General features: G+C 71.0%; 18 protein-coding genes and 1 pseudogene. 18 read left to right on the forward strand and 1 reads right to left on the reverse strand.

The window, feature by feature from the left end:
* Positions 1-23: 23 nt before the first annotated feature.
* Complete coding sequence (locus ADK66_RS00545; protein ID WP_053651529.1) at positions 24-1,298, reverse strand: glycosyltransferase; 1,275 nt, start codon at positions 1,296-1,298, stop codon at positions 24-26.
* A 24-nt stretch (positions 1,299-1,322) separates the two neighbouring features.
* On the opposite strand from ADK66_RS00545, the gene ADK66_RS00550 reads away from it, so the two are divergent.
* The 18 genes and pseudogenes from ADK66_RS00550 (at position 1,323) to ADK66_RS00635 (ending at position 21,347) form a co-directional block, all read left to right on the forward strand.
* The gene (locus ADK66_RS00550; RefSeq protein ID WP_053651531.1) at positions 1,323-2,183 is read left to right on the forward strand and encodes an Fpg/Nei family DNA glycosylase; all 861 of its coding nucleotides are present in this window, start codon (positions 1,323-1,325) and stop codon (positions 2,181-2,183) included.
* A gap of 265 nt (positions 2,184-2,448) precedes the next feature.
* Complete coding sequence (locus ADK66_RS00555; protein WP_053652306.1) at positions 2,449-4,020, forward strand: sugar transferase; 1,572 nt, start codon at positions 2,449-2,451, stop codon at positions 4,018-4,020.
* A gap of 38 nt (positions 4,021-4,058) precedes the next feature.
* The gene (locus ADK66_RS00560; RefSeq protein ID WP_053651532.1) at positions 4,059-5,285 is read left to right on the forward strand and encodes a sensor histidine kinase; all 1,227 of its coding nucleotides are present in this window, start codon (positions 4,059-4,061) and stop codon (positions 5,283-5,285) included.
* The gene (locus ADK66_RS00565) at positions 5,282-6,040 is read left to right on the forward strand and encodes a LytTR family DNA-binding domain-containing protein (protein ID WP_053651534.1); all 759 of its coding nucleotides are present in this window, start codon (positions 5,282-5,284) and stop codon (positions 6,038-6,040) included. The genes ADK66_RS00560 and ADK66_RS00565 overlap by 4 nt, the downstream gene beginning before the upstream one ends.
* A 67-nt stretch (positions 6,041-6,107) precedes the next feature.
* The gene (locus ADK66_RS00570) at positions 6,108-6,770 is read left to right on the forward strand and encodes a DUF5701 family protein (RefSeq protein ID WP_053651536.1); all 663 of its coding nucleotides are present in this window, start codon (positions 6,108-6,110) and stop codon (positions 6,768-6,770) included.
* Between the two features lie 121 nt (positions 6,771-6,891).
* On the forward strand, positions 6,892-7,569 hold the full coding sequence (locus ADK66_RS00575) for a response regulator transcription factor (protein WP_053651538.1): 678 nt from the start codon (positions 6,892-6,894) through the stop codon (positions 7,567-7,569).
* Positions 7,569-8,648, forward strand: coding sequence for a cell wall metabolism sensor histidine kinase WalK (locus tag ADK66_RS00580; RefSeq protein ID WP_197281397.1), 1,080 nt, complete (start codon positions 7,569-7,571; stop codon positions 8,646-8,648). The genes ADK66_RS00575 and ADK66_RS00580 overlap by 1 nt, the downstream gene beginning before the upstream one ends.
* Complete coding sequence (locus ADK66_RS00585) at positions 8,645-10,612, forward strand: DUF4173 domain-containing protein (protein WP_053651540.1); 1,968 nt, start codon at positions 8,645-8,647, stop codon at positions 10,610-10,612. Before ADK66_RS00580 ends, ADK66_RS00585 begins: the two co-directional genes overlap by 4 nt.
* 45 nt (positions 10,613-10,657) lie before the next feature.
* Complete coding sequence (locus ADK66_RS00590) at positions 10,658-11,071, forward strand: hypothetical protein (RefSeq protein WP_231639855.1); 414 nt, start codon at positions 10,658-10,660, stop codon at positions 11,069-11,071.
* Positions 11,072-12,712: a cation acetate symporter gene (locus ADK66_RS00595; protein WP_053651541.1), complete on the forward strand. Its 1,641-nt coding sequence runs from the start codon at positions 11,072-11,074 to the stop codon at positions 12,710-12,712. It abuts the gene before it with no gap.
* 89 nt (positions 12,713-12,801) lie between these two features.
* Positions 12,802-13,566 (forward strand): ABC transporter ATP-binding protein, encoded by a 765-nt coding sequence (locus tag ADK66_RS00600; RefSeq protein ID WP_053651543.1) that lies wholly within the window; start codon positions 12,802-12,804, stop codon positions 13,564-13,566.
* Positions 13,551-15,254, forward strand: a complete 1,704-nt coding sequence (locus ADK66_RS00605; protein ID WP_053651545.1) for a hypothetical protein — start codon at positions 13,551-13,553, stop codon at positions 15,252-15,254. Before ADK66_RS00600 ends, ADK66_RS00605 begins: the two co-directional genes overlap by 16 nt.
* A gap of 217 nt (positions 15,255-15,471) precedes the next feature.
* Positions 15,472-15,963 carry an SRPBCC family protein gene (locus ADK66_RS00610; protein ID WP_053652309.1) on the forward strand — a complete coding sequence of 164 codons (492 nt, stop codon included), beginning with the start codon at positions 15,472-15,474 and terminating at the stop codon, positions 15,961-15,963.
* A gap of 154 nt (positions 15,964-16,117) precedes the next feature.
* Positions 16,118-16,669: pseudogene (locus ADK66_RS00615) on the forward strand (flavin reductase family protein); the annotation flags it as partial.
* Between the two features lie 272 nt (positions 16,670-16,941).
* Positions 16,942-17,307 carry a DUF485 domain-containing protein gene (locus ADK66_RS00620; RefSeq protein ID WP_053651549.1) on the forward strand — a complete coding sequence of 122 codons (366 nt, stop codon included), beginning with the start codon at positions 16,942-16,944 and terminating at the stop codon, positions 17,305-17,307.
* Entirely contained in the window at positions 17,285-18,976 is a 1,692-nt protein-coding gene (locus tag ADK66_RS00625; RefSeq protein WP_053651551.1) for a cation acetate symporter, read from the forward strand. Before ADK66_RS00620 ends, ADK66_RS00625 begins: the two co-directional genes overlap by 23 nt.
* A 93-nt stretch (positions 18,977-19,069) precedes the next feature.
* Positions 19,070-20,047, forward strand: a complete 978-nt coding sequence (locus ADK66_RS00630) for an NAD-dependent epimerase/dehydratase family protein (RefSeq protein ID WP_053651553.1) — start codon at positions 19,070-19,072, stop codon at positions 20,045-20,047.
* Between the two features lie 76 nt (positions 20,048-20,123).
* Positions 20,124-21,347: an LCP family protein gene (locus tag ADK66_RS00635; RefSeq protein WP_053651555.1), complete on the forward strand. Its 1,224-nt coding sequence runs from the start codon at positions 20,124-20,126 to the stop codon at positions 21,345-21,347.
* The last annotated feature ends 3 nt before the right edge of the window (positions 21,348-21,350 follow it).

The following is a 21,350-nucleotide window of genomic DNA, read 5'->3' on the forward strand; positions in this document are numbered from 1 at the left end:
ACCACCGCTGGGCGATGCGGAGGTCAGTGAGAGCGGGTCACGCCGGCGTAGATGTCCAGGTGCCGCTTGATGACGACGTCCGGGTGGAACGTCTGCTCGTACCGCAGCCGGGCGGGTGCGGAGAGCGCGGCGGCACCGGCCCGCGCGACCGGGAGCGCGGCGGCCAACACGGCCGGGTCCGGCGGGACCACCCAGCCGGCGGTGCCGCTGACCAGGCCGGCCGGCACCGCGGGCGGACCAGCCGGTGGCGGGTAATGGCCGGCGACGGCCGAGGCGACGGCCGCCGGGCCGGTGCCGGCGGGCTCGTGCGGGGCGTCCGCGCCGACGAGGTACGGGATGCCGCCCAGCGCGGTGCCGAGTACCGGCCGGCCGCTGGACAACGCCTCGATGATCACGGTCGGTAGCACGTCGTGCCACATGGAGGCGGCGATCACCACAGCGCTCGCCTCGACAGCTGCCTGCACCCCGGCCCGGTCGAGCTGGCCGAGGTAGACCACGTCCGGTCGCTCGGCGACGGCGGCCTCCACCAGCGGACGCAGCTCCCCGTCCCCGGCGATACGCAGCGTGCCGAGCGTGCCCACTGGGTGTCGGCGCCAGGCGTCCAGCAGCAGGTCCACACCCTTCTCGGGCGAGAGCCGGGCCATGTAGAGGAACCCGTCACCCAGCGGCGCCGGCCGGCCCGGGTCGGGCACGGCGTTCGGCTTCACCACGATGCGATCGTCCGGAATGCCGTACTCGCGCAGGTGGTCGGCGATCGCCGTGGTGAGCGCGATGTACCGGTCCACCGACCGCCAGGTGCCGCGGTGCACGGCCAGGGTCGTCGCCATCAGCGCGGACTGTGCGGCCGAGTCGCGGTAGCAGCGGTGCTTGATCGCCGGTATACCCAGCGCCCGACCCTTGCAGTCCTGGCAGATCACGCCGTCGCGGAAGTAGATCCCCGAGGAGCAGACCTGCCGGTAGTTGTGCACCGTCTGCACCACAGGCACGCCGTGCTTGTGCGCGGTCCGCACCACCCAGGGCGAGATCAGAGGGTACGGGTTGTGCAGGTGCAACACGTCCGGCCGATGCTCGGTGAGCAGCCGGCTCAGGTCCTGCTGGGCACGCGGCGCCCAGATCGGCGAGATCGGCAGCAGCGCCTTGGCCGCCTTCGACATCGACGGGATCTCGTCGGAGCTGCGGATGAACGGCAGCACCTCGACCCCGGCAGCGGTGAGCTGGGCGATCTCCGAGTCGACGATCGTGTTCTCGCCGGAGGGCTGAGCTTCCCGGTACCGGTTGTGTGCCACCACGATTCTCACGGGAAAGAAGGCTACCGTTGTGTCGTGCCCGAACTACCGGAGGTTGAGGCGCTCGCGGGTTACCTGCGACAGCGCGCGGTGGGGCGGCGTGTCGACCGGCTGGAGATCGCCGCGATAAGCGCCCTGAAGACGTACGACCCGGCACCGTCCGCGGTCGCCGGCCGGGCTGTCGTCGACGCCCGCCGGCACGGCAAGTTCCTCGACGTACTCATCGAGGGTGATCTGCATCTCGTGGTCCACCTGGCACGGGCCGGCTGGCTGCACTACCGGGAGGCGTTCCCGTCCACGACGCCGCTGCGCCCCGGCAAGGGTCCGATCGCGGTACGGGTCCGCCTCGACGACGGCTCCGGCTTCGACCTGACCGAGGCCGGCACCCAGAAGAAGCTGGCCGCGTACCTGGTCACCGACCCTGCGGCGGTGCCCGGCGTGGCCAAGCTCGGCCCGGATGCGCTTGCCGCCGACCTGCCCACGTTCACCGAGCGGCTGCGCAGCCGGCGCGGGCAGGTCAAAGGGGTGCTGACCGACCAGTCGGTGCTCTCCGGGGTGGGAAACGCGTACTCCGATGAGATCCTGCACGCCGCGAAGCTGTCTCCGTTCGCGATCACCGACCGGCTCACGGACGCCCAGCTCGCCGCCCTGCACGCGGCGACGCGGCAGGTGCTGGGCGACGCGGTCGAGCGTTCCGTCGGGCAGCGCGCGGCGGAGCTGAAGGGTGAGAAGCGCGCCGGCCTGAAGGTGCACGCCCGCAACGGGCTGCCCTGCCCGGTGTGCGGGGACACGGTTCGGGAGGTGTCGTTCGCCGATTCGAGCCTGCAGTACTGCCCGACGTGTCAGACCGGCGGCAAACCGCTCGCTGACCGACGGTTGTCCCGACTCGTACGGTGAGTAGCTCAACGCGGCGACTACAGAGCGGAATCGACCCGACTGGGCTGAAAGCTCCGGTCCACCGTTCTCGCCACACGCGTATCCATCGGTATAGTGGCCCGGTCCCCGGCTTCTGAAATGGTGCGGAGCCGGCCAGATCCCATCGTCACCATCGGTCGCCAATCTCTTTCGGGGCGGCGACCGGTCGGAGTCCGCGTGGGAGACTGGGACGGTGGGCGACCCGGGCCCTCACGGCGAGTGAGCGGCACGTGTCATGCGGGAGGACATGGGTGAGGTGACGACAAGCCTCCAGCGCCCGGTAACCAACGAAGGCCGGAGCAGACTCGTGCGGCACGTCGACAGCTTCGAGATCCAGCCGCCGACGCCGCCGTCACACAACGGCGTCCCTCGGTCGGCGTGGACCAGGGCGCGCCGTCGTGTCTCCCGTTGGCACCGCCCCTACATCGCGATCCTGCTGCTGCTCGACTTCGGCTCGGCGGCGTTCGCCAGTTGGATCGCGATCCAACTGTTCGACCAGGCCGCCTCCGGTTTCTCCGGCACCCACCAGGATCCGACCTGGTTCCACACCGTCTCCTACCTGCTGCTGCCGCTGGGCTGGGTGGTCATCCTCTGGAGCAACCGGGCCTATGACCGGCGCTATCTGGGGCTCGGGCCGGACGAGTTCAAGCGGGTCATCCGGGCCGCCGTCACTGTCGCGGCAAGCGTCTCCTTCCTCGCCTTCGCCACCAAGACCGCGCTGTCGCGGTGGACGGTCGGCACGGCGCTGCTCGGGGCGCTTCTGCTGATCCTGTGGGGCCGTTTCGTGGCCCGCTGGGCGCTGCACTACATCCGTCGGCGGGCCGGTCAGGCCGCCCACCGGATGGTGCTGGTGGGCACCCTGCCGGAGTGCCTGGAGGTGTACGCGGCTGTCACCCGCAGCCCGGCCGCCGGGCTGGTGCCCGTCGCCATCCACATCACCGACGGGTACGCGGCTGCGCGCGGGATGCCCACGCCGGTGCCTGTGCACGCCGGACGCGACGTCCTGGCACTGGTCCGGGAGGTCGGCGGGGACACCATCGCCGTCTGCGGGTCGGCCAGCGCCGAGCCGGGCGAGCTGCGCCGGCTGGCCTGGCAGTTGGAGGGCTCCGGCGTCGACCTGGTGGTCGCTCCGCAGTTGACCGACATCGCCGGCCCTCGCGTGCACATCCGGCCGATCGAGGGTCTGCCGCTGCTGTACGTCGAGGAGCCGACCCTCTCCGGGCCGGCGCTGCTTGCCAAGAACCTCATGGACCGGGTGGCCGCCGGCCTCGGCCTGCTGCTGCTGATCCCGCTCTTCGTCGCCATCGCCGTGGCGATCCGGATCTCCGACCCCGGGCCGGTCTTCTTCCGCCAGCCCCGCGTGGGGCACGAGGGGCGCACGTTCCGGGTGTGGAAGTTCCGGACCATGTACGTCGACGCCGAGGACCGCCTGGCCAGCCTGACCGACCAGAACGAGACCGACGGCATGCTGTTCAAGATGAAGGAGGATCCCCGGGTCTTCCCGGTGGGTCGCTTCCTGCGGGCGTCCTCGCTCGACGAACTGCCGCAGTTGATCAACGTGCTCTGGGGCGAGATGTCGCTTGTCGGGCCCCGCCCGTTGCCCGCCGACGACGGCGACTTCCTCGGCGACGTACGACGCCGGCTGCTGGTCCGCCCCGGCATGACCGGCCTGTGGCAGGTCTCCGGCCGCTCCGACCTGTCCTGGGACGAGGCTGTCCGGCTCGACCTCTACTACGTCGACAACTGGTCGCTGGCGTACGACCTGAGCATCCTCTGGCGCACCGTCGGGGTGGTGCTCGCCCGCAAGGGCGCGTACTAGGGCTTGGCCTGGCGGGCCGGAGAGGCCAGGATCGCTGCGTGGGTGGCAACCTCTCCGCCGTCGTCGGCGTCGTCTCACTGGTGACAGCGCTAACCGCTGCCCTGCTGGCGGTGTTGCGGCTGCGTGCCCGACGCGGCATCGCCACCGCCACCCAGCGGGCAACCTACGAGGTGCTGCACACCGCCGGGTTGGCGGCCGAGCCGCTGCGGGCTGGGCTGAGCGCGGCTGGCGCGGCGAAGGCCGTACGCCATCTGCGGGCCCTGGTGGGGGCGGCCGGGCTGGCTCTCACCGACGCCGAGCAGGTGCTCGCCCTCGACGGGCGTGGCACGCACCACGGCGAGCAACTGCTCGCGGCGGCCCAGCGGGCGGTGGCCACCGGGCGTTCGACAGTGCTCGGGGAGGCCGACCTGCGGTGCGACCGGGTCGACTGCCCGGTCCGGGGGGCGGTGGTGGCGCCGCTGCACGGGCCGGACAGCCGGGTGGTCGGGGCTCTGTTGGCGATCGCGGACAGCCCACCGGCACCCGGCTTGGTGCAGGCCACCCTGGAGACCGCGCACTGGGCCGGTAACCAGCTCGCGCTGGCCGAGCTGGACTCGTCGCGGGAGCGGCTGGCACGCGCCGAGATCCGTGCCCTGCGGGCGCAGATCAGCCCGCACTTCATCTACAACGCGCTTACCGCTATCGGCTCGTTCGTCCGCACCGACCCCGAGCGGGCGCGGGAGCTGATCCTGGAGTTCGCGGAGTTCACCAGGTACTCGTTCCGGGCGCACGGGGAGTTCACCACCCTCGCCGAGGAACTGCGGTCGATCGACAGGTATCTGACGATCGAGCGGGCGCGGTTCGGTGACCGGTTGCAGGTGCGGTTGCAGATCGCTCCGGAGGTGCTGCCTGTGACGCTGCCGTTCCTCTGTCTGCAACCGTTGGTGGAGAACGCGGTGCGGCACGGGTTGTCCCGCAAGCCGGGCACGGGCATGGTGAGCATCGAGGCCCGGGACGCGGGCGCCGAGTGCCACATAACCGTGGAGGACGACGGGGTGGGAATGGATCCGACCGCGCTGACCGCCGGCATCGCCGAACTGGCCCGCGCCACCGCAGACCCGGGCGACGACACGGGCCAGCACGTCGGCCTCTCCAACGTCGACGAGCGGCTGCGGTCGGTCTTCGGGGACCGCTTCGGCCTGGTCGTCGAGACGGGTCTGGGGTCGGGCACGAAGGTGAGCATGCGGGTGCCGAAGTTCCGCCCCGGTGTACGGGCCGGCTCGTGACCACTGGCTTCCTGCGGGTCCTGGCAGTGGACGACGAGCCGCCCGCGCTCGACGAGTTGGCGTACCACCTGCGGGCCGACCCTCGGGTGGCCCGGCTGCACACCGCCGGGGACGCCACCGAGGCACTGCGGTTGCTCCGCGACGGCGACGTGGACGTGGTCTTCCTGGACATCCGGATGCCCGGCCTGGACGGCATGGAGTTGGCCCGGGTGCTGCGCCGGTTCGCCCGGCCACCGGCGATCGTGTTCGTCACCGCGTACGACGACGGCGCTGTGGACGCGTTCGACCTGGGTGCCACCGACTACGTCCGCAAGCCGGTACGCGCCGAGCGGCTGGCCGAGTCCCTGCGCCGGGTGATCGGCTCACGGGTGGTGCCGTCGCATCCGGCGGCGCTGGCCCGCGCCGAGGAGGATCCGACGATCCCCATCGAGCTGGCCGGGACCACCCGCATGCTGCCGCGCTCGGCGGTGCGTTGGGTGGAGGCGCAGGGGGACTACGCCCGGCTGCACACAGCGGAGGGGTCTCACCTGGTGCGGGTCTCACTGGCAACGCTCGCGGAGCGGTGGGCCGATGCGGGCTTCGTGCGCGTCCACCGGTCGTACCTCGTGCAGTTGAAGTTGATCGCCGAGCTGCGCCTTGTCAACTCCGGTTACGTGGTGGTTGTCGACTCCACCGAGCTGCCGGTGAGCCGGCGGCACACCCGGGAGTTGAAGGACAAGCTGGTCAGGGCTGCCAAGCAGGACTGGAGTCGCTGATTCGGGAATGACACCAACCTTCCCGTACGTTGTACGCTAGGCCGTACGACTTCCGGGAGGCTGTGCCGTGACCGAGACTCTGTTCGACGTCGAAACCGAATTCGACCGCCAACTCGACCGGCTCGTGGAAATGGGCTACCCCGCCCTGGCCGAGCTGCCGGAGAGCGCCTTCCGCGACCTGGTCGCCCCGCTGCGGGCCCAGGCCGTCAAGGGTGCCCAGGGCCTGCCGGCGCCCACCGACGCCCGGGTGCCGTTCCTGCTTGTCATCACCCGGGACCTGATCGCTGTGGAGGCCCGCCTCGAACTCACCACACTTGTCGGCAAGCGCAAGCCCGGCTTCGTCGACCACCACTACGCGGAGGACGACCTGCCGCGCTTCAACCCGATCAAGGAGTTGGAGGTGCCGGCCGGGCCGGCGTACCTGCTCTTCGACGTCGACCGGGGCGAGGAGTTCCGCAACCTCGCGCCGGCCGTGGCGCTGGACGGGATGACCGCACAGGGTCGGCTGCCGCTCACAATCGACGAGGGGCTCGCCTTCATCACGCTGTACCCGGCGGCGCTGGCCAGCAACAAGTGCTTCTCGCTCGTCGGCTCCCGCTGCGGCGACAAGCGGGTGCCGGCGCTGTGGATCAGTCAGGGCGCCCCGAAGCTGGGCTGGTGCTGGTACGGCAACCCGCACACCTGGCTCGGCTCCGCCTCGGCCCGTCCGGAGCGCGTCGGCCTGGACTGACCTGCGGTTGTTCGGCCGATCGGCTCACCCCTGGAGTTATCCACAGGGGTGAGCCGTTCTCCACAGGTTATTCACAACGCGACCCACTGATCTCCACGGCGGCTCCCTACAGTCAGAGCCCATGAAGGAACGCCGCGTCCTGGTGGTCGAGGACGAACGCACCATCGCCGAGTCGGTCGCCGCCCGCCTCCGCGCCGAGGGCTTCCTGGTGGAGATCGCCACGGACGGCCCGAGCGCTGTCGAGCGGTTCCGGACCGGGCAGCCCGACCTCGTCGTACTCGACGTGATGCTGCCCGGCTTCGACGGCCTGGAGGTGTGCAGGCGGATCCAGGCCGTCCGGCCGGTGCCGGTGCTGATGCTCACCGCCCGCGACGACGAGACCGACCTGTTGGTCGGGCTCGCGGTCGGCGCTGACGACTACCTCACCAAGCCGTTCTCGATGCGCGAGCTGGCCGCCCGGGTACACGTGCTGCTGCGCCGGGTGGAACGGGCCGCCGCCCCCGCCCCACCGGCCATCCGCCTCGGCGACATCGAGATCAACGAAGCCGAGCGGCGGGTACGCCGGTCCGGCGCGGACGTTCACCTCACGCCTACCGAGTTCGACCTCCTGGTCCACCTCGCGGGCCGGCCGCGCACCGTCCTTCCCCGGGAACGGCTGCTCGCCGAGGTCTGGGGATGGGCAGACGGCAGCGGCACCCGCACCGTGGACAGCCACGTCAAGGCGTTGCGCCGCAAGCTCGGCGCCGACCTGATCCGGACCGTCCACGGCGTCGGGTACGCCCTGGAGGTGCCCGCGTGATCAGCTGGCTGGATCGGGTGCATGACTGGCTCGATCGGGTGCTCCCCCGCCCGCTGGATCCGGTCCGTTCGATCAAGATGAAGCTCGGTGTCCTGCTGGTCGCCTCCTGGGCTGTGGCCATCGGCTACTTCTGGTACGGCATCGGCTGGCTCCCGCCGGGCACGTCGATCACGGTCATCTGCATCGCGCTCGTCACCTCCCAGGTGCTCGCCCACGGGATGACCTCACCGCTGCGCGAGATGACCGCCGCCGCCGGGGCGATGGCCCGCGGCGACTACACCCGACGGGTACGCGCCACGTCCCGTGACGAGGTCGGTGAGCTGGCCCAGGCGTTCAACAAGATGGCCGAGGATCTGCACGCCGCGGACCAGCGCCGACGCGAGCTGATCGCGAACGTCTCGCACGAGCTGCGTACGCCGATCACCGCGTTGCAGGGCGTGCTGGAGAACATGGTGGACGGGGTGGCCGAGCCCGAGCCGGCGGCGCTGCGCGCGGCGCTGTCCCAGACCCAGCGTCTGGGCCACCTCGTCGCCGACCTGCTCGACCTGTCCCGCCTCGACGCAGGGGTGGTGCCGTTGCGCCGGGTCCGCATCGACGTGGGGGACTTCCTCGACGAGGCTGTGGAGCACGCCACCGCCAGCGCGGCAGGCGCGGGGCTGGACGTGCAGTTCCGGCTCAGCGAGCTGGCGGCGCCGCTGACAGTGCACGCCGACCCGTGGCGGCTGCACCAGGTGTTCGCGAACCTGCTGGACAACGCGGCGCGGCACAGCCCGCCCGGCGGCACCGTACGGGTGAGCGCCGACGAACACGCCGGGCAACTCCACTTCGAGGTGAGCGACGAGGGGCAGGGCATCCCGTCGGCCGAACGTTCCCGGGTGTTCGAGCGGTTCACCCGCGGCGACCGGGCGGCCGGCGGTGGGACCGGGCTGGGCCTGGCCATCGCCCGGTGGGTCGTCGAGCTTCACGGCGGCCAGATCCGCGTCCTCGACCCCGCCGGAACCGCGAAGGGCTCCGCACCCGGGTGCCACATCCAGGTCACCATCCCGAGCAACGGATCACATCGAGAAGAGGCCGCATGACCAGCCCTGGCAGTACGTCCGCTCCGGCGCCCGGTCCGGTCGGACCGCCGCCCGCGCCGGGCCAGCCATGGTTCGGCCCCGCTCCGGCAAGCCCGCCGACAGCTGGCCAGTCCCGGCCCATGCTCACCCCACCCGTCCCACCAGGGCAGCCTTCGTTCATCGACAAGCACTGGCCGGGGCCGTCCCGCGCCCCGCACCCGCTGCTCCTGACCGTGCTGGCGGTGGCGGCAGCGCTCGGCGCCTCGACGCTGACGGTGGTCCGTCCCGGCCTCGGCTGGCTGGTGGCCGCGCTGGCGGCCACAGCCGCGCTCGCCGTCGCCGGTGCCGTCCGGCCGGGCACGTCGCCGCTGTCTGGCAGCACCGGACAGACCTCGCCCGGGGACGCACCCGACACCCGGCAAACGCCGCCGCCCGCCGCCACGTCCGCCCCCACCGCCGTCGGTCCCACGGTCGCGCCGCCGCCCGACCCGAAGCCGGCCACGACCGCCGCGACGTCACCACAGGCGTCGACCGCCGCACGGTCCGAACCGGAGCCCACAACGACGGCCGCCCCGACCACCCCGCCACCGACGGCAGCCACGCCGCCGGCCGCCCCGACCACCGCACGGCCCGCTGCGACCACACCGAGCCCGTCCACGGCAGCGACAGCCACTCCGGCGGTAGCGACCGCCCGTCCCGATGCCACGGGGGCACCGGGGCGGGCGGCGCAGGCCGCCTGGGCGGCCGCGACCGTCGCGCTTGTCGCCGTGGGCACGGTCCGGGCCGCTGGCTGGCTGTTCGTGCTCTGCCTGCTCGCCGCCGCGGTGACAGCGACGCTCGCGGTCACCGGCGGGCGTACCCCTCTGGGGATGCTTGTGGCCGCGACGCTGCCGCCGGCCGCCGCGGTACGGGCGATGCCCTGGGCGATACGCGGATTGCGCCGCACCGGCCCGGTCGGCCCCGGGGTGGGCCGGATCATCACCAGCCTCGCGATCTCGGCAGGTCTCCTGACACTGTTCGGTCTGCTCTTCTCATCCGCGGACGCCGTCTTCGCCGACCTGGTGAGCGGCCTCCTGCCGGCCATCTCGCCCGCCAGCGTGTTCAACTGGCTGTTCCGGCTGGGGCTGATCGGCATGGGCCTGCTCGCTGGCGCGTACCTGGTCAACCGCCCGCCCGACCTGGCCGGCGTGCGGGCGACGCCGGGTCGACCGGCGCACCGGCTGGAGTGGATCCTGCCGCTGGTGCTGCTCGACGCCCTGTTCACGGTGTTCGTGCTTGTGCAGTTGACTGTGTTCTTCGGCGGCGCGGAGCACGTGCTGCGCACGGCAGGGCTCACCTACGCCGAGTACGCCCGAGGCGGTTTCTGGCAACTGCTCGCCGTCACCGCGCTCACCCTGCTGGTGATCGCGGTCGCCGCCCGCCGGGCACCGAAGGCGACCCGTACCGACCGGCTGGTGGTCCGGGTGCTCCTCGGCGCGCTGACAGTGCTCAGCCTGGTCGTCGTCGCCTCGGCGCTCTATCGGATGCAGGTGTACGCCGACGCGTACGGCGCCACACGCCTGAGGTTGTTCGTGGCGACCGTCGAGCTGTGGCTCGGACTGCTCTTCGTCCTGGTGGCAGTGGCCGTGGCTCGACTACGGGCGGACTGGCTGCCCCGGCTGGTGATCGGCACTGCGGTGCTGGCGCTGCTCGGGTTGGCGCTCGTCAACCCCGATCGGCTGATCGCCGAGCGGAACGTCGACAGGTACCTGGAGACCGGACGCCTGGACGTCAGCTACCTGTCCGGGCTCTCCGCCGACGCCGTACCGGCTCTGGACCGGCTGCCCGAGCCGATGCGGACGTGCGCCCTGTGGGGGATCGCCGCCGAGCTGCCCCGGGACGGCTTCTGGGCGACGAACCTCGGACGGGAACGGGCCCGGCGCGTGCTCGACCCGATCCTTGCCAGCGGCAGCCCCGCGGACTGTGTCGGGATGCATCGCTGGTAGGCGGGGAGCGCTTGACATTCGCGCCGGGCGGGCAAGACTGCCGGGGTGGCCAAGCAACTCCCCGACGTGGGGTCGGGCGGTGCGACACCGCCGCCCCAGCGCGCCCGGATCGTGCTTGCCGAGATCACCCGGCGGGGCAGCCACGCCGAGCGGACCCGCGCCGAGCTGGCCCAGCAGACCCAGGTCGGTGAGGCGCTGGTCCGTGGCCTGGTCCGGGCGCAGCTCGCGCTGGCACTGCGGCTCTCGCTTGTGGTCGCCATCGGGCTGGGCGGGCTGCCCTGGCTGTTCGCCATCGCGCCGTCGCTCGGCCGGACCACAGTCGGGGGCGTCAACCTGCCCTGGCTGCTGCTCGGCGTGGCCTCGTTCCCGTTCCTGATCGCGGTGGGCTGGGCCTACGTACGGCTTGCCGAGCGCAACGAGCAGGACTTCACCGACCTGGTGCAGCGGCCGGAGCGCTGAGTGGGCAACGACTACGTGGTCCCGGCCATCGTCGCGGTCACCCTGGCCACGGTCGGGATCGGTTTCTACGGGCTGCGGCTGGGCCGGACCACCTCCGACTTTCTGGTCGCCTCCCGGGTGATCAGCCCGACCTGGAACGCCGCGGCGATCGGCGGGGAGTACCTGTCGGCGGCGAGCTTCCTCGGCGTCGCCGGCCTGGTCCTCAAGTACGGCGTGGACGTCCTCTGGTACCCGGTCGGTTTCGCCGCCGGCTACCTGGCTCTGCTGCTCTTCGTTGCCGCGCCGCTGCGCCGCTCCGGCGCGTTCACACTGCCGGACTTCTGCGAGCTGCGGCTCGGGTCACGGCGACTGCGCATCCTGGCCACCGCCTTCGTGATCTTCATCGGTTGGCTCTACCTGGTGCCGCAGCTACAGGGGGCGGGCCTCACCCTGGCCACGCTCGCCGGCGCCCCGTACCCGGTCGGTGCACTGCTTGTCGCCGCCGTGGTCACCGCCAACGTGGCGCTCGGCGGGATGCGGGCCATCACCTTCGTGCAGGCCTTCCAGTACTGGCTCAAGTTGACAGCTCTCGCCGTACCGGTGATCTTCCTGGCGTTGCAGTGGCAGGCCGATGGCCGCCCGGCGGTGACGCCGCCCGACGGGCCGACGTTCCGGACCGCGACCACCGTCGTGGTCGAGCACCGCGCGACCCTCACCCTGCCAGGTGGCGACATCCGGGAGGTACGCCCCGGCGACGAGCTGTCCTTCGCCGCCGGTGACCCGGTACCGCAGGTGTCCGGGGTGGCCACCGGAGCGGCGGACTGGCTGCTGCCGAGCGCCGCCGGTGACGACGACCGAGGACTGTTCGCCACGTACTCGCTGATCCTCGCCACGTTCCTGGGCACCATGGGTCTGCCGCACGTCCTGGTGCGCTTCTACACCAACCCCGACGGTGCGGCGGCCCGCCGGACGACGCTCGTGGTGCTGGCCCTTGTCGGCGTCTTCTACCTGCTGCCCACCCTGTACGGGGTGCTGGGCCGGATCTACACCCCGCAACTGCTTGTCAGTGGGCAGACCGACGCGGTCGTGGTGCTGCTGCCCGGCGCCGCCCTCGGCGACGGACTCACCGGGCGGCTGCTCGCCGCACTTGTCGCGGCGGGCGCGTTCGCAGCCTTCCTCTCCACCTCGTCCGGGCTGCTGACAAGCGTCGCCGGGGTGATCTCGACGGACGTGCTCGGTCAGGGCTCGGTACGCGGCTTCCGGCTGGCCACCGTGATCGCCGGCGCTGTGCCGGCGGTGCTGGCGCTGCGCCTGTCCGGGCTGGACGTGTCGCAGGTGGTCGGGTTGGCCTTCGCGGTCGCGGCGTCCAGCTTCTGCCCACTGCTGGTGCTGGGCATCTGGTGGCGAGGGCTCACCGACCTGGGTGCCGCCGCCGGGGTGCTGGTCGGCGGGGGCGCGGCGATCAGCGCGGTGCTGGTCACAGTGCTCGGCCCGCCGCTGTCCGGTTGGCCCGCCGTGCTCATCGCCCAGCCGGCCGCCTGGACGGTGCCGTTGGCCTTCACCGTGATGATCGCGGTGTCGATGGCGACCCGGCGGCGAACACCTGTCGACGTCGCCGCCACGATGCTCCGCCTGCACACCCCCGAAGCCCTCCGGCTGTGACACGGGCCATCCTGGTCCGCCACGGGGATGACCACGCGTCCGCCTGCCGCCGGACGGCAGAAGTGGTGGTCGCCCGATAACGTCGGCCCATGACTGTTGAGCACCCCGCCCTCGCGCTGCGTGGCCTGGCCAAGCAGTTCGACGGCACGGTCGCGGTGGCCGGCGTCGACCTGGACGTCCCCGCCGGCTCCTTCTATGGCCTGCTCGGCCCGAACGGCGCCGGCAAGACCACCACCCTGTCGATGGCGGTAGGCCTGCTGCGACCGGACGCGGGCTCGGCGTGGGTGCTCGGTCACGACGTGTGGCGCGACCCGGTCACCGCCAAGCGGCTGCTCGGCGTCATGCCCGACGGGGTGCGACTGTTCGACCGGCTGACCGGTGCGGAGCTGCTGGCGTACAACGGGCTGCTGCGGGGGATGGACCCGGCGGTGGTCGACAAGCGTGCGGCGGAGCTGCTGGACGTGCTGGCGCTCGGTGACGCCGGCCGGACGCTCGTGGTGGACTACTCGGCCGGCATGAAGAAGAAGATCGGCCTGGCCTGCGCGTTGCTGCACGGCCCCCGGGTGCTGGTGCTTGACGAGCCGTTCGAGGCCGTCGACCCGGTCTCGGCCGCGTTGATCCGGGACATCCTCACCCGGTACGCGGCCGGCGGCGGCACTGTGGTCTTCTCCAGTCACGTGATGGAGGTCGTCGAGCGGCTGTGCTCGCACGTGGCGATCCTCGCCCAGGGCGTCATCAAGCGGGTCGGAACGCTCGCGGACGTACGCGGCGACCGCTCGCTGGAGCAGGTCTTCGTCGAGGTGGTCGGCGGGCGCACCGCGACCGGTGACGAGTTGTCGTGGCTGTCCCGGTGAGCGTCGACGCCGCAACCGCCGGTCCGGTGCGGGCGGTCTCCGCACGGCACTTCGTGCGGCTCAAGCTGCGGGTGATGGGCAACAACTTCCGGGGCCAGGGCTGGCGGGTCGCCCTGTTCATCGGCGGCGCGCTGTTCGGGCTCTGGTTCGCCGCCAGCGGTTTCTTCCTGTTCGCCGCGCCGGGCATGACGGACAACGGCAAGTACGCGGTGTTGGTCGCGGCGGCCGGCGGCGGACTGCTGGTGCTGGGTTGGCTGCTGCTGCCGCTTGTCTTCTTCGGGGTCGACGAAACGCTCGACCCGGCCCGGTTCGCGTTGTTGCCGCTGCCCCGTCGCACGCTTGTCACCGGCCTCTTCGCCGCCGCGCTGGTGAGCGTTCCGGTGCTGGCGGTGTTGATCGCGTCGTCGGGGCTGGTGCTGACCTCGTGGGCGTTAGGGGGATGGTCCGCCGGTCTGGTGGCCGTGGTCGGCGTACTCGGTGGGTTGTTGCTCTGTGTGGCCGCCAGCCGGGCGGTCACCAGCGCCTTCGCGACAATGCTGCGGTCCCGCCGGGTGCGGGACCTCGCGGCCGTGCTGCTGGCGGTGACGGCGGCGCTGCTCGGCCCGTTGCAGATATTCGGCCTCGCCGCGCTGCGGGAAACGGACTGGACCCGGCTGACCGGCGCGGCGACAGTGCTCGGCTGGACACCGCTCGGCGCACCGTGGACCGCAGGCATCGACGTGGCACAGGGGCGGGCGTGGGCGGCCCCGGTCAAGTTGCTGATCACGGCGGCGGCCATCGGTGCCCTGCTGGTCTGGTGGTCTCGGTCGTTGGAGTCGGCGATGGTCGGTGCCGCGAGCTCCGGTAAGGCCCCCGCTCAGCGCGGAGTCACCGGCGGCGCGGTCACGCAACTGTTTCCCCGGGTCGCCGGCTCGTTCCGTCGGGACCGGTTCGGCGCCCTGGTCGCCCGGGAGGCCCGTTACTGGTGGCGGGATGCCCGCCGCCGCGCCAACCTGATCACGATCGCCGTGGTCGGCCTCTTCGTCCCGGTGATGATCAACCTTGGTGGCGCGAGCTTCGCGGTCGATGGAGGGGAGGGCTTCACTATGGGTGCCGGCGACAGTTCGCCGGTGCTGGTGACCGTCTCCATGATCTTCGTGGGGGTGCTGGCCTCGGTCACGCTGGCCAACCAGTTCGGCTTCGACGGCAGCGCGTACGCCGCGAACGTGGTGGCCGGTGTGCCCGGCCGAGTCGAGTTGCGCGCCCGGATGACGGCCTTCTCGCTGTACGTCCTGCCCCTGCTGGCGTTCGTCGGCGTGGTGCTGGCGGTGGTGCTCGGTCGACCGGGCTGGATCGGGTTGACCGCCGGCAGCCTGGCCGCCACCTACGGCGTCGGGCTGGCGGTGAACAGTTTCGTCTCGGTGCTGGCGGCGTACTCGCTGCCGGAGACGAGCAACCCGTTCGCGATGAACAGCGGTGCCGGCCTGACGAAGGGTCTGCTCACCTTCGTGGCCATGATCGTCACGGCGGTGGGGGCTGTGCCGATGGTGGTTGCCGCCGCGCTGCTCGGTGACGCCTGGCTGTGGCTGGCCCTCCCGCTCGGCGCGGCGTACGGGTTGGGCGCCGCCCTGCTGGGCGCTTACCTGGCCGGCGACGTGCTGGACCGCCGGATGCCGGAACTGCTCGCCACTGTGACTCCCCGCCGCTGAGAATCGGGCGGTAGCGCCGCAACCGACCGCATCGCCCTGGCCCGCGCTCTCTCCACGCTGCCGGAGACCCACCGCCGGGCGGTCGTGCTGTTCCACGTGGCCGCCGGGTGGTGGCGACCGCGTGATCGCTGCCGCGTTGGTGGCCACGCCGGTGCTCGCCAGCGTGTGGGCCGACGGGGACCTCCGGGCGCCTCGCCCCGCCGGGCACAATGGTCTGATGCCCGTCGTCGAAGCGGTGGTCACCGTGCCGGTCCCGCCCGAGCTGGCCTTCGCAGTCTCCCAGACCACCGCGCCCGTGCGCTATCGGTGGGACCCGTTCGTCCGCGAGCAGCACTTCGTCGACGGGGCGACCCGGCCCGGCAAGGGGGTGCGCACCTTCACCCGGTCCCGGCACGGTCTGGCGATGGTCAGCGAGTACGTCTCCTTCGCACCGCCGACGAACGTCGGCATGAAGATGGTCCGGGGGCCGTGGTTCTTCGAGCGGTTCGGAGGCGGTTGGCGCTTCGAGCCCGGCCCGCAGCCCGGCACGACGGTGGCCACCTGGCGGTACAACTTCCGCTGCCGGCCGGCGTTCCTGCGCCCGGTGGCCGATCGGATCGGCGTCTGGCTGCTCGGTCGCGACATCCGCCGCCGCATCGCCGGGTACGCGGCCGGTTGCGCCGACCCGGAGGTGCTGACCGCCGCCCGCCGGTCCCTCGGTGACGACTGAGCGCTCCCTGTCAGCGCAGGCGCATGAAGGCGTCCAGCCGATGCTGATTGATCGTTGATGTCACGTTCACCAGTTCCCACCCGAACTGCGACAGGTGCTCGATGGCGGAGGGCACTGTAGGGCTGGCCCGCCATCGTCGTCGGGGGCCGGTCAGCGGTGTCGAGGCGGCACAATGTTTCACGTGAATCCAGAGCCGGGCGCTGAAATCCATTCCACCGATCCGTTCGCGACGCCGTCCGCGCAACGCTCGCCGGTACGCAGGCTGCGGGGTCGGCTGGCCGCACCGGTGACGCTCTGGACCGCACCCGGCCCGGCCGGGCTGACCGTGTCGTCGACAGTGGTCGCCGAGGGTGAGCCGGACCGGCTGCTGGGCCTGATCGACCCGGAGTCGGACCTCTGGGCGGCGGTCGAGGACGCTGGGCGGTTCGCGGTCGCCCCGCTAGGCCCGCGCCACAGGCAGCTCGCGGACCGCTTCGCCGGCCTGTTCCCGTCGCCCGGCGGGCTGTTCGCCCTCGACGCCTGGACCGAGACGCCGTACGGCCCGGTGCCCGCGGACGCCGGCGGGTGGGCGGGTTGCCGGCTCGACAGCGCCCGGGAGTACGGCTGGGGCCTGCTTGTCGAGGCCACAATCGAGTCCGTCGACGTCACTGACGACGCCCCTCCGCTCCTGCACTACCGCGGCCACTACCGCGAGCTGTCCATCTGATCCGCCACCCGCCCACCGCCAGCCGCCCGCCGCTTCTCGCGTTGATCATGAGGTTGGCGGCGGCCGGCGTCCGATTTGTCGCCGCCAACCTCATGATCAACCGTGGAGGTCCGGACCGACCGGTCACCGGAGTGACCTGAGTCACTCGGCGCAGCCAGGCAACCGCTCGGCGCACTCGACGACCACTGTCGATCTCACCCTTCCCCGTCCGGGAGCGCGCTCTTTACCGTGCGCGAAACTCCTCCGACGCCTGTGAAGGTGGTGATCCACAGATGTCCACGGACACACCCGCGCCGACCGCTTCCCAGCCGGACAAGTATCTGGCCGTACAACGGTCGGACGAGTTCGCCGGGCTGCGGCGCGCGTTGCGCGGCTTCGTCTTCCCGATGACCGTCGCGTTCTTCCTGTGGTACGCGCTCTACGTCATCCTCTCCGCGTACGCCCGGGACTTCATGGGCACGAAGCTGTTCGGCAGCAACATCAACGTCGCACTGGTCTTCGGCCTGCTCCAGTTCGTCTCCACGTTCCTGATCGCCTGGCTGTACTCGCGGTACGCCGACCGGAAGATCGACCCCATCGCCGACCGCATCCGCGCCGAGATCGGGGAGGTGACCCATGAAGACGGTCCACGCGGTTGAGACGTTCCTGGCTGCCGAGGCGACAAACCACACCGCCCGCAACCTGACGATCACGCTCTTCCTGGTCTTCGTGGCGGTCACGCTGGCCATCACGATCTGGGCCAGCCGGCAGACCAAGACGGCTACCGACTTCTACGCAGGTGGCCGGTCGTTCTCCGGCTTCCAGAACGGCATGGCGATCGGCGGCGACTACATGTCGGCCGCCTCGTTCCTCGGAATCGCCGGCATCATCGCGCTGTACGGCTACGACGGCTTCCTCTACTCGATCGGCTTCCTGGTCGCCTGGCTGGTGGCCCTGCTGCTCGTCGCCGAACTGCTGCGCAACTCCGGCCGGTACACGATGGCGGACGTGCTCGCCTTCCGGATGCGTCAGCGTCCGGTGCGTACGGCGGCCGCGGTCTCCACGATCACGGTGTCGATCTTCTACCTGCTGGCGCAGATGGTGGGAGCGGGCGCACTTGTCGCGCTGCTGCTGGGCATCCGGCCGGGCACGACGTTCCTCGGCATGGACGCCGCCACCGCCAAGGTCGCCACCATCATCATGGTCGGCGCCCTGATGATCATCTATGTCACCGTGGGCGGCATGAAGGGCACCACCTACGTGCAGATCGTCAAGGCGTTCCTGCTCATGGGCGGCGCGCTGCTGATGACCCTGCTGGTGCTGGCGAAGTACAAGTTCAACCTGTCGTCGCTGCTCGGCGACGCCGCCGCCTCGTCCGGCAAGGGCAGCGCGTTCCTCGAACCAGGGCTGCGCTACGGCGTCGAGGTGGCCGGCAACGCGACACAGACCTTCTACAACAAGGTCGACCTGCTGTCCCTCGGCATCGCCCTGGTGCTCGGCACCGCCGGTCTGCCGCACATCCTGATCCGCTTCTACACCGTGCCGACCGCGAGGGCGGCCCGTAAGAGCGTGCTCTGGGCGATCGGCATCATCGGCACCTTCTACCTGCTCACCCTGGCCCTCGGCTTCGGTGCGGCGGCGCTGGTGGGCAGCGAGGCGATCACCGCGCAGGACAAGGCCGGCAACACCGCCGCGCCGCAGTTGGCCGAGGCGCTCGGTATCGACTTCTTCGGCGGCGACCTAGGAGGGGCGGCCCTGCTGGCGATCATCGCGGCGGTCGCCTTCGCCACCATCCTGGCGGTGGTCGCCGGGTTGACACTGGCCTCCTCCTCCAGCCTGGCGCACGACTTCTACGCGAACGTCATGAAGAAGGGCGAGGCGTCGGAGCGGCAGGAGGTGCGGGTCGCCCGGATCTCCGCCCTGGTGATCGGCGCGATCTCCATCCTGTTGTCGATCTACGCGCAGAACCTCAACGTGGCGTTCCTGGTGGCGCTGGCCTTCGCGGTCGCCGCGTCGGGCAACCTGCCGGCGATCCTCTACAGCCTGTTCTGGCGGCGGTTCAACACCTCCGGCGCGGTGTGGGCGATCTACGGCGGCCTGCTCTCGGCCGTACTGCTGGTGTTCTTCTCGCCGGTGGTCTCCGGGGCTGCGACGTCGATGTTCCCGGACCACGACTGGCAGTGGTTCCCGCTGTCCAACCCGGGCATCCTCTCGATCCCGTTCGGTTTCCTGTGCGGGTGGATCGGCACCGTCATCTCCAAGGAGCACGACGAGGACAAGTACGCGGAGTTGGAGGTCCGCGCCCTCACCGGCGCAGGCGCCCACTGACCGCGGCACATCTTGTAAGGAAGGGACCCCTGTTAACGCTAGGCGTTAACAGGGGTCCCTTCCTTACATATCGGGATCGGTAGGCTGACCGGCATGAAGGTTGCTGAGCGCTTCGGTTCCGGTCACCGCGTTCTCGTCACCGGCGGCGCCGGTTTCGTCCCCTCACACCTGGTCGACTCGCTGATCGCCAGGGGCTGCACGGTGGTGGCGCTTGACAACTTCGTGACCGGCTCGAAGGAGAACGTCGCCCACCTGCTGGACCGGCCGACCTTCACACTGGTCGAGGCGGACATCTCCGAGGGCCTGCCGGCCCACCACCCGGCCCTGGCCGAGCGCTTCGACGCGATCCTGCACATGGCCTCGCCGGCCAGCCCCACCGACTTCGCCCAACTGCCCGTGGAGATTCTCCGGGTCGGCTCGGTGGGCACCCTGCACCTGCTGGACCGCGCGGTCGCCGACGGCGCCCGGTTCCTGATGGCCTCCACCTCCGAGGCGTACGGGGACCCGAAGGAGCACCCGCAGCGCGAGACCTACTGGGGCAACGTCAACCCCATCGGCGTACGCAGCGTCTACGACGAGGCGAAGCGCTTCTCCGAGGCGGCCACAATGGCGTACCACCGCTACCGGGGGCTCGACGCGGCGATCGTCCGGATCTTCAACACGTACGGCCCGCGGATGCGCCCGGACGACGGGCGGGCCATCCCCACCTTCATCTCGCAGGCGCTGCGCGGCGAGCCGATCACCGTGCACGGCACCGGCAACCAGACCCGCTCGATCTGCTTCGTCGAGGATCTGGTGCGGGGCATCCTGCTGCTGCTCGACTCGACCGAGACCGGCCCGGTCAACTGCGGCACCGAACACGAACTCACGATGCGGCAACTCGCTGAGTTGATCGTGTCGCTCTCCGGCAGCACATCAGAGGTGACCTACGTCACTCGCAGCGCCGATGACCCGGAGATGCGGCGTCCCGATCTTGGCCTCGCCCGGGAGCTGCTCGGATACGAGCCGACCGTCGCGCCCGAAGACGGCCTACGACGCACGATCGAGTATTTCCGAGCACGGCTAGGGTAACCGGCGCACGACGGACCGCCCATCGCCGAGTGTCGCCTGGCGGCGGGAGTGGCTCCCACTACGTACCCTGAGTTACATGTCAGCGACCTCTGCCGGCGTTCCTCAGCCGTACCTGCACCGCAGCGCCGGCCGCGCCTCGGTGCCCGGCTCCGACCGGGGCGCCTCCGGGCGCGCCCGCCCGACGGAGGCCCGCTGGTACCCGTCGCACGACGATGAGCAGCGTCAGCCGGGCGGCCCTGCCGGACCGCGAGGGCCGGGAGGCCCGGGTGGTGGTGGCGGCTCGGGGCGACGTGGCCCACGGCCACGCTGGGGACGCATCGGCCTGGTAGCCGGGGTCGCGGTGCTGGTCCTGGCGCTGCTCGGCGGCCTCGGTGCCTGGCTGTACGCGCGCAACCTCAACAACGACCTGGCCCGCACCGACCCGTTTGCGGAGATCACCGGCGGCCGGCCTGCCAAGGCTGTGGACGGCGCGCTGAACATCCTGCTGGTCGGCAGCGACTCCCGGGATCCGGACGCGCCGGTCGACACCAAGAGCCAGTGGCGGGCCGACACGATCATCGTGATGCACATTCCGGCCGACCACCAGGAGGCCTACCTGGTCTCCATTCCGCGTGACCTCTACGTGCCGATCCCGGGAAGCGCCGGCGCGGACTGCGGCTCCGGCCAGCGCGGGAAGATCAACGCAGCGTTCGCGTTCGGCGGTCTACCTCTGGCGGTCCGCACCGTGGAGTGCTTCACCGACGTCCGGATCGACCACGTGATGGCCATCGACTTCGGCGGGTTCAAGGAGGTCACCGACGCCCTCGGTGGCGTCGACCTGAAGGTGGAGCGGACGATCACCTCGATCCACAAGCCGTACCGGACGTTCACCAAGGGCACCAACCACATGGACGGCGCGGAGGCGCTGGACTGGATCCGGCAGCGCAAACAGTTCCCGGACGGCGACTTCGCACGGATGCGGCACCAGCAGGAATTCCTTCGGGCATTGATGGACAAGGCGGCGAGCACCGGCACGCTTGCGAACCCGAAGAAGCTCAACGACTTCCTCAAGTCGGTGACCGCTGCCGTCACGGTCGACCAGGACTTCTCGTTGACAGACATGGCGGTGCAGTTCCGTAACCTGCGTGGGCAGAACCTCACATTCCTGACCAGCCCCAACTCGGGCAGCGAGACGATTAACGGCGAGTCGGTGGTGGTCTCCGACCGGGAGAAGGCGCTGGCGATGTACCGGGCCATGTCAGCGGGCACCATGGCGGACTGGGTCAAAGCCAATCCGCCGAAGAGCAACGACGGCGGCTGAACA

It is taken from the genome of Micromonospora sp. NRRL B-16802, from assembly GCF_001279555.1.
Classification (GTDB): domain Bacteria; phylum Actinomycetota; class Actinomycetes; order Mycobacteriales; family Micromonosporaceae; genus Micromonospora; species Micromonospora profundi.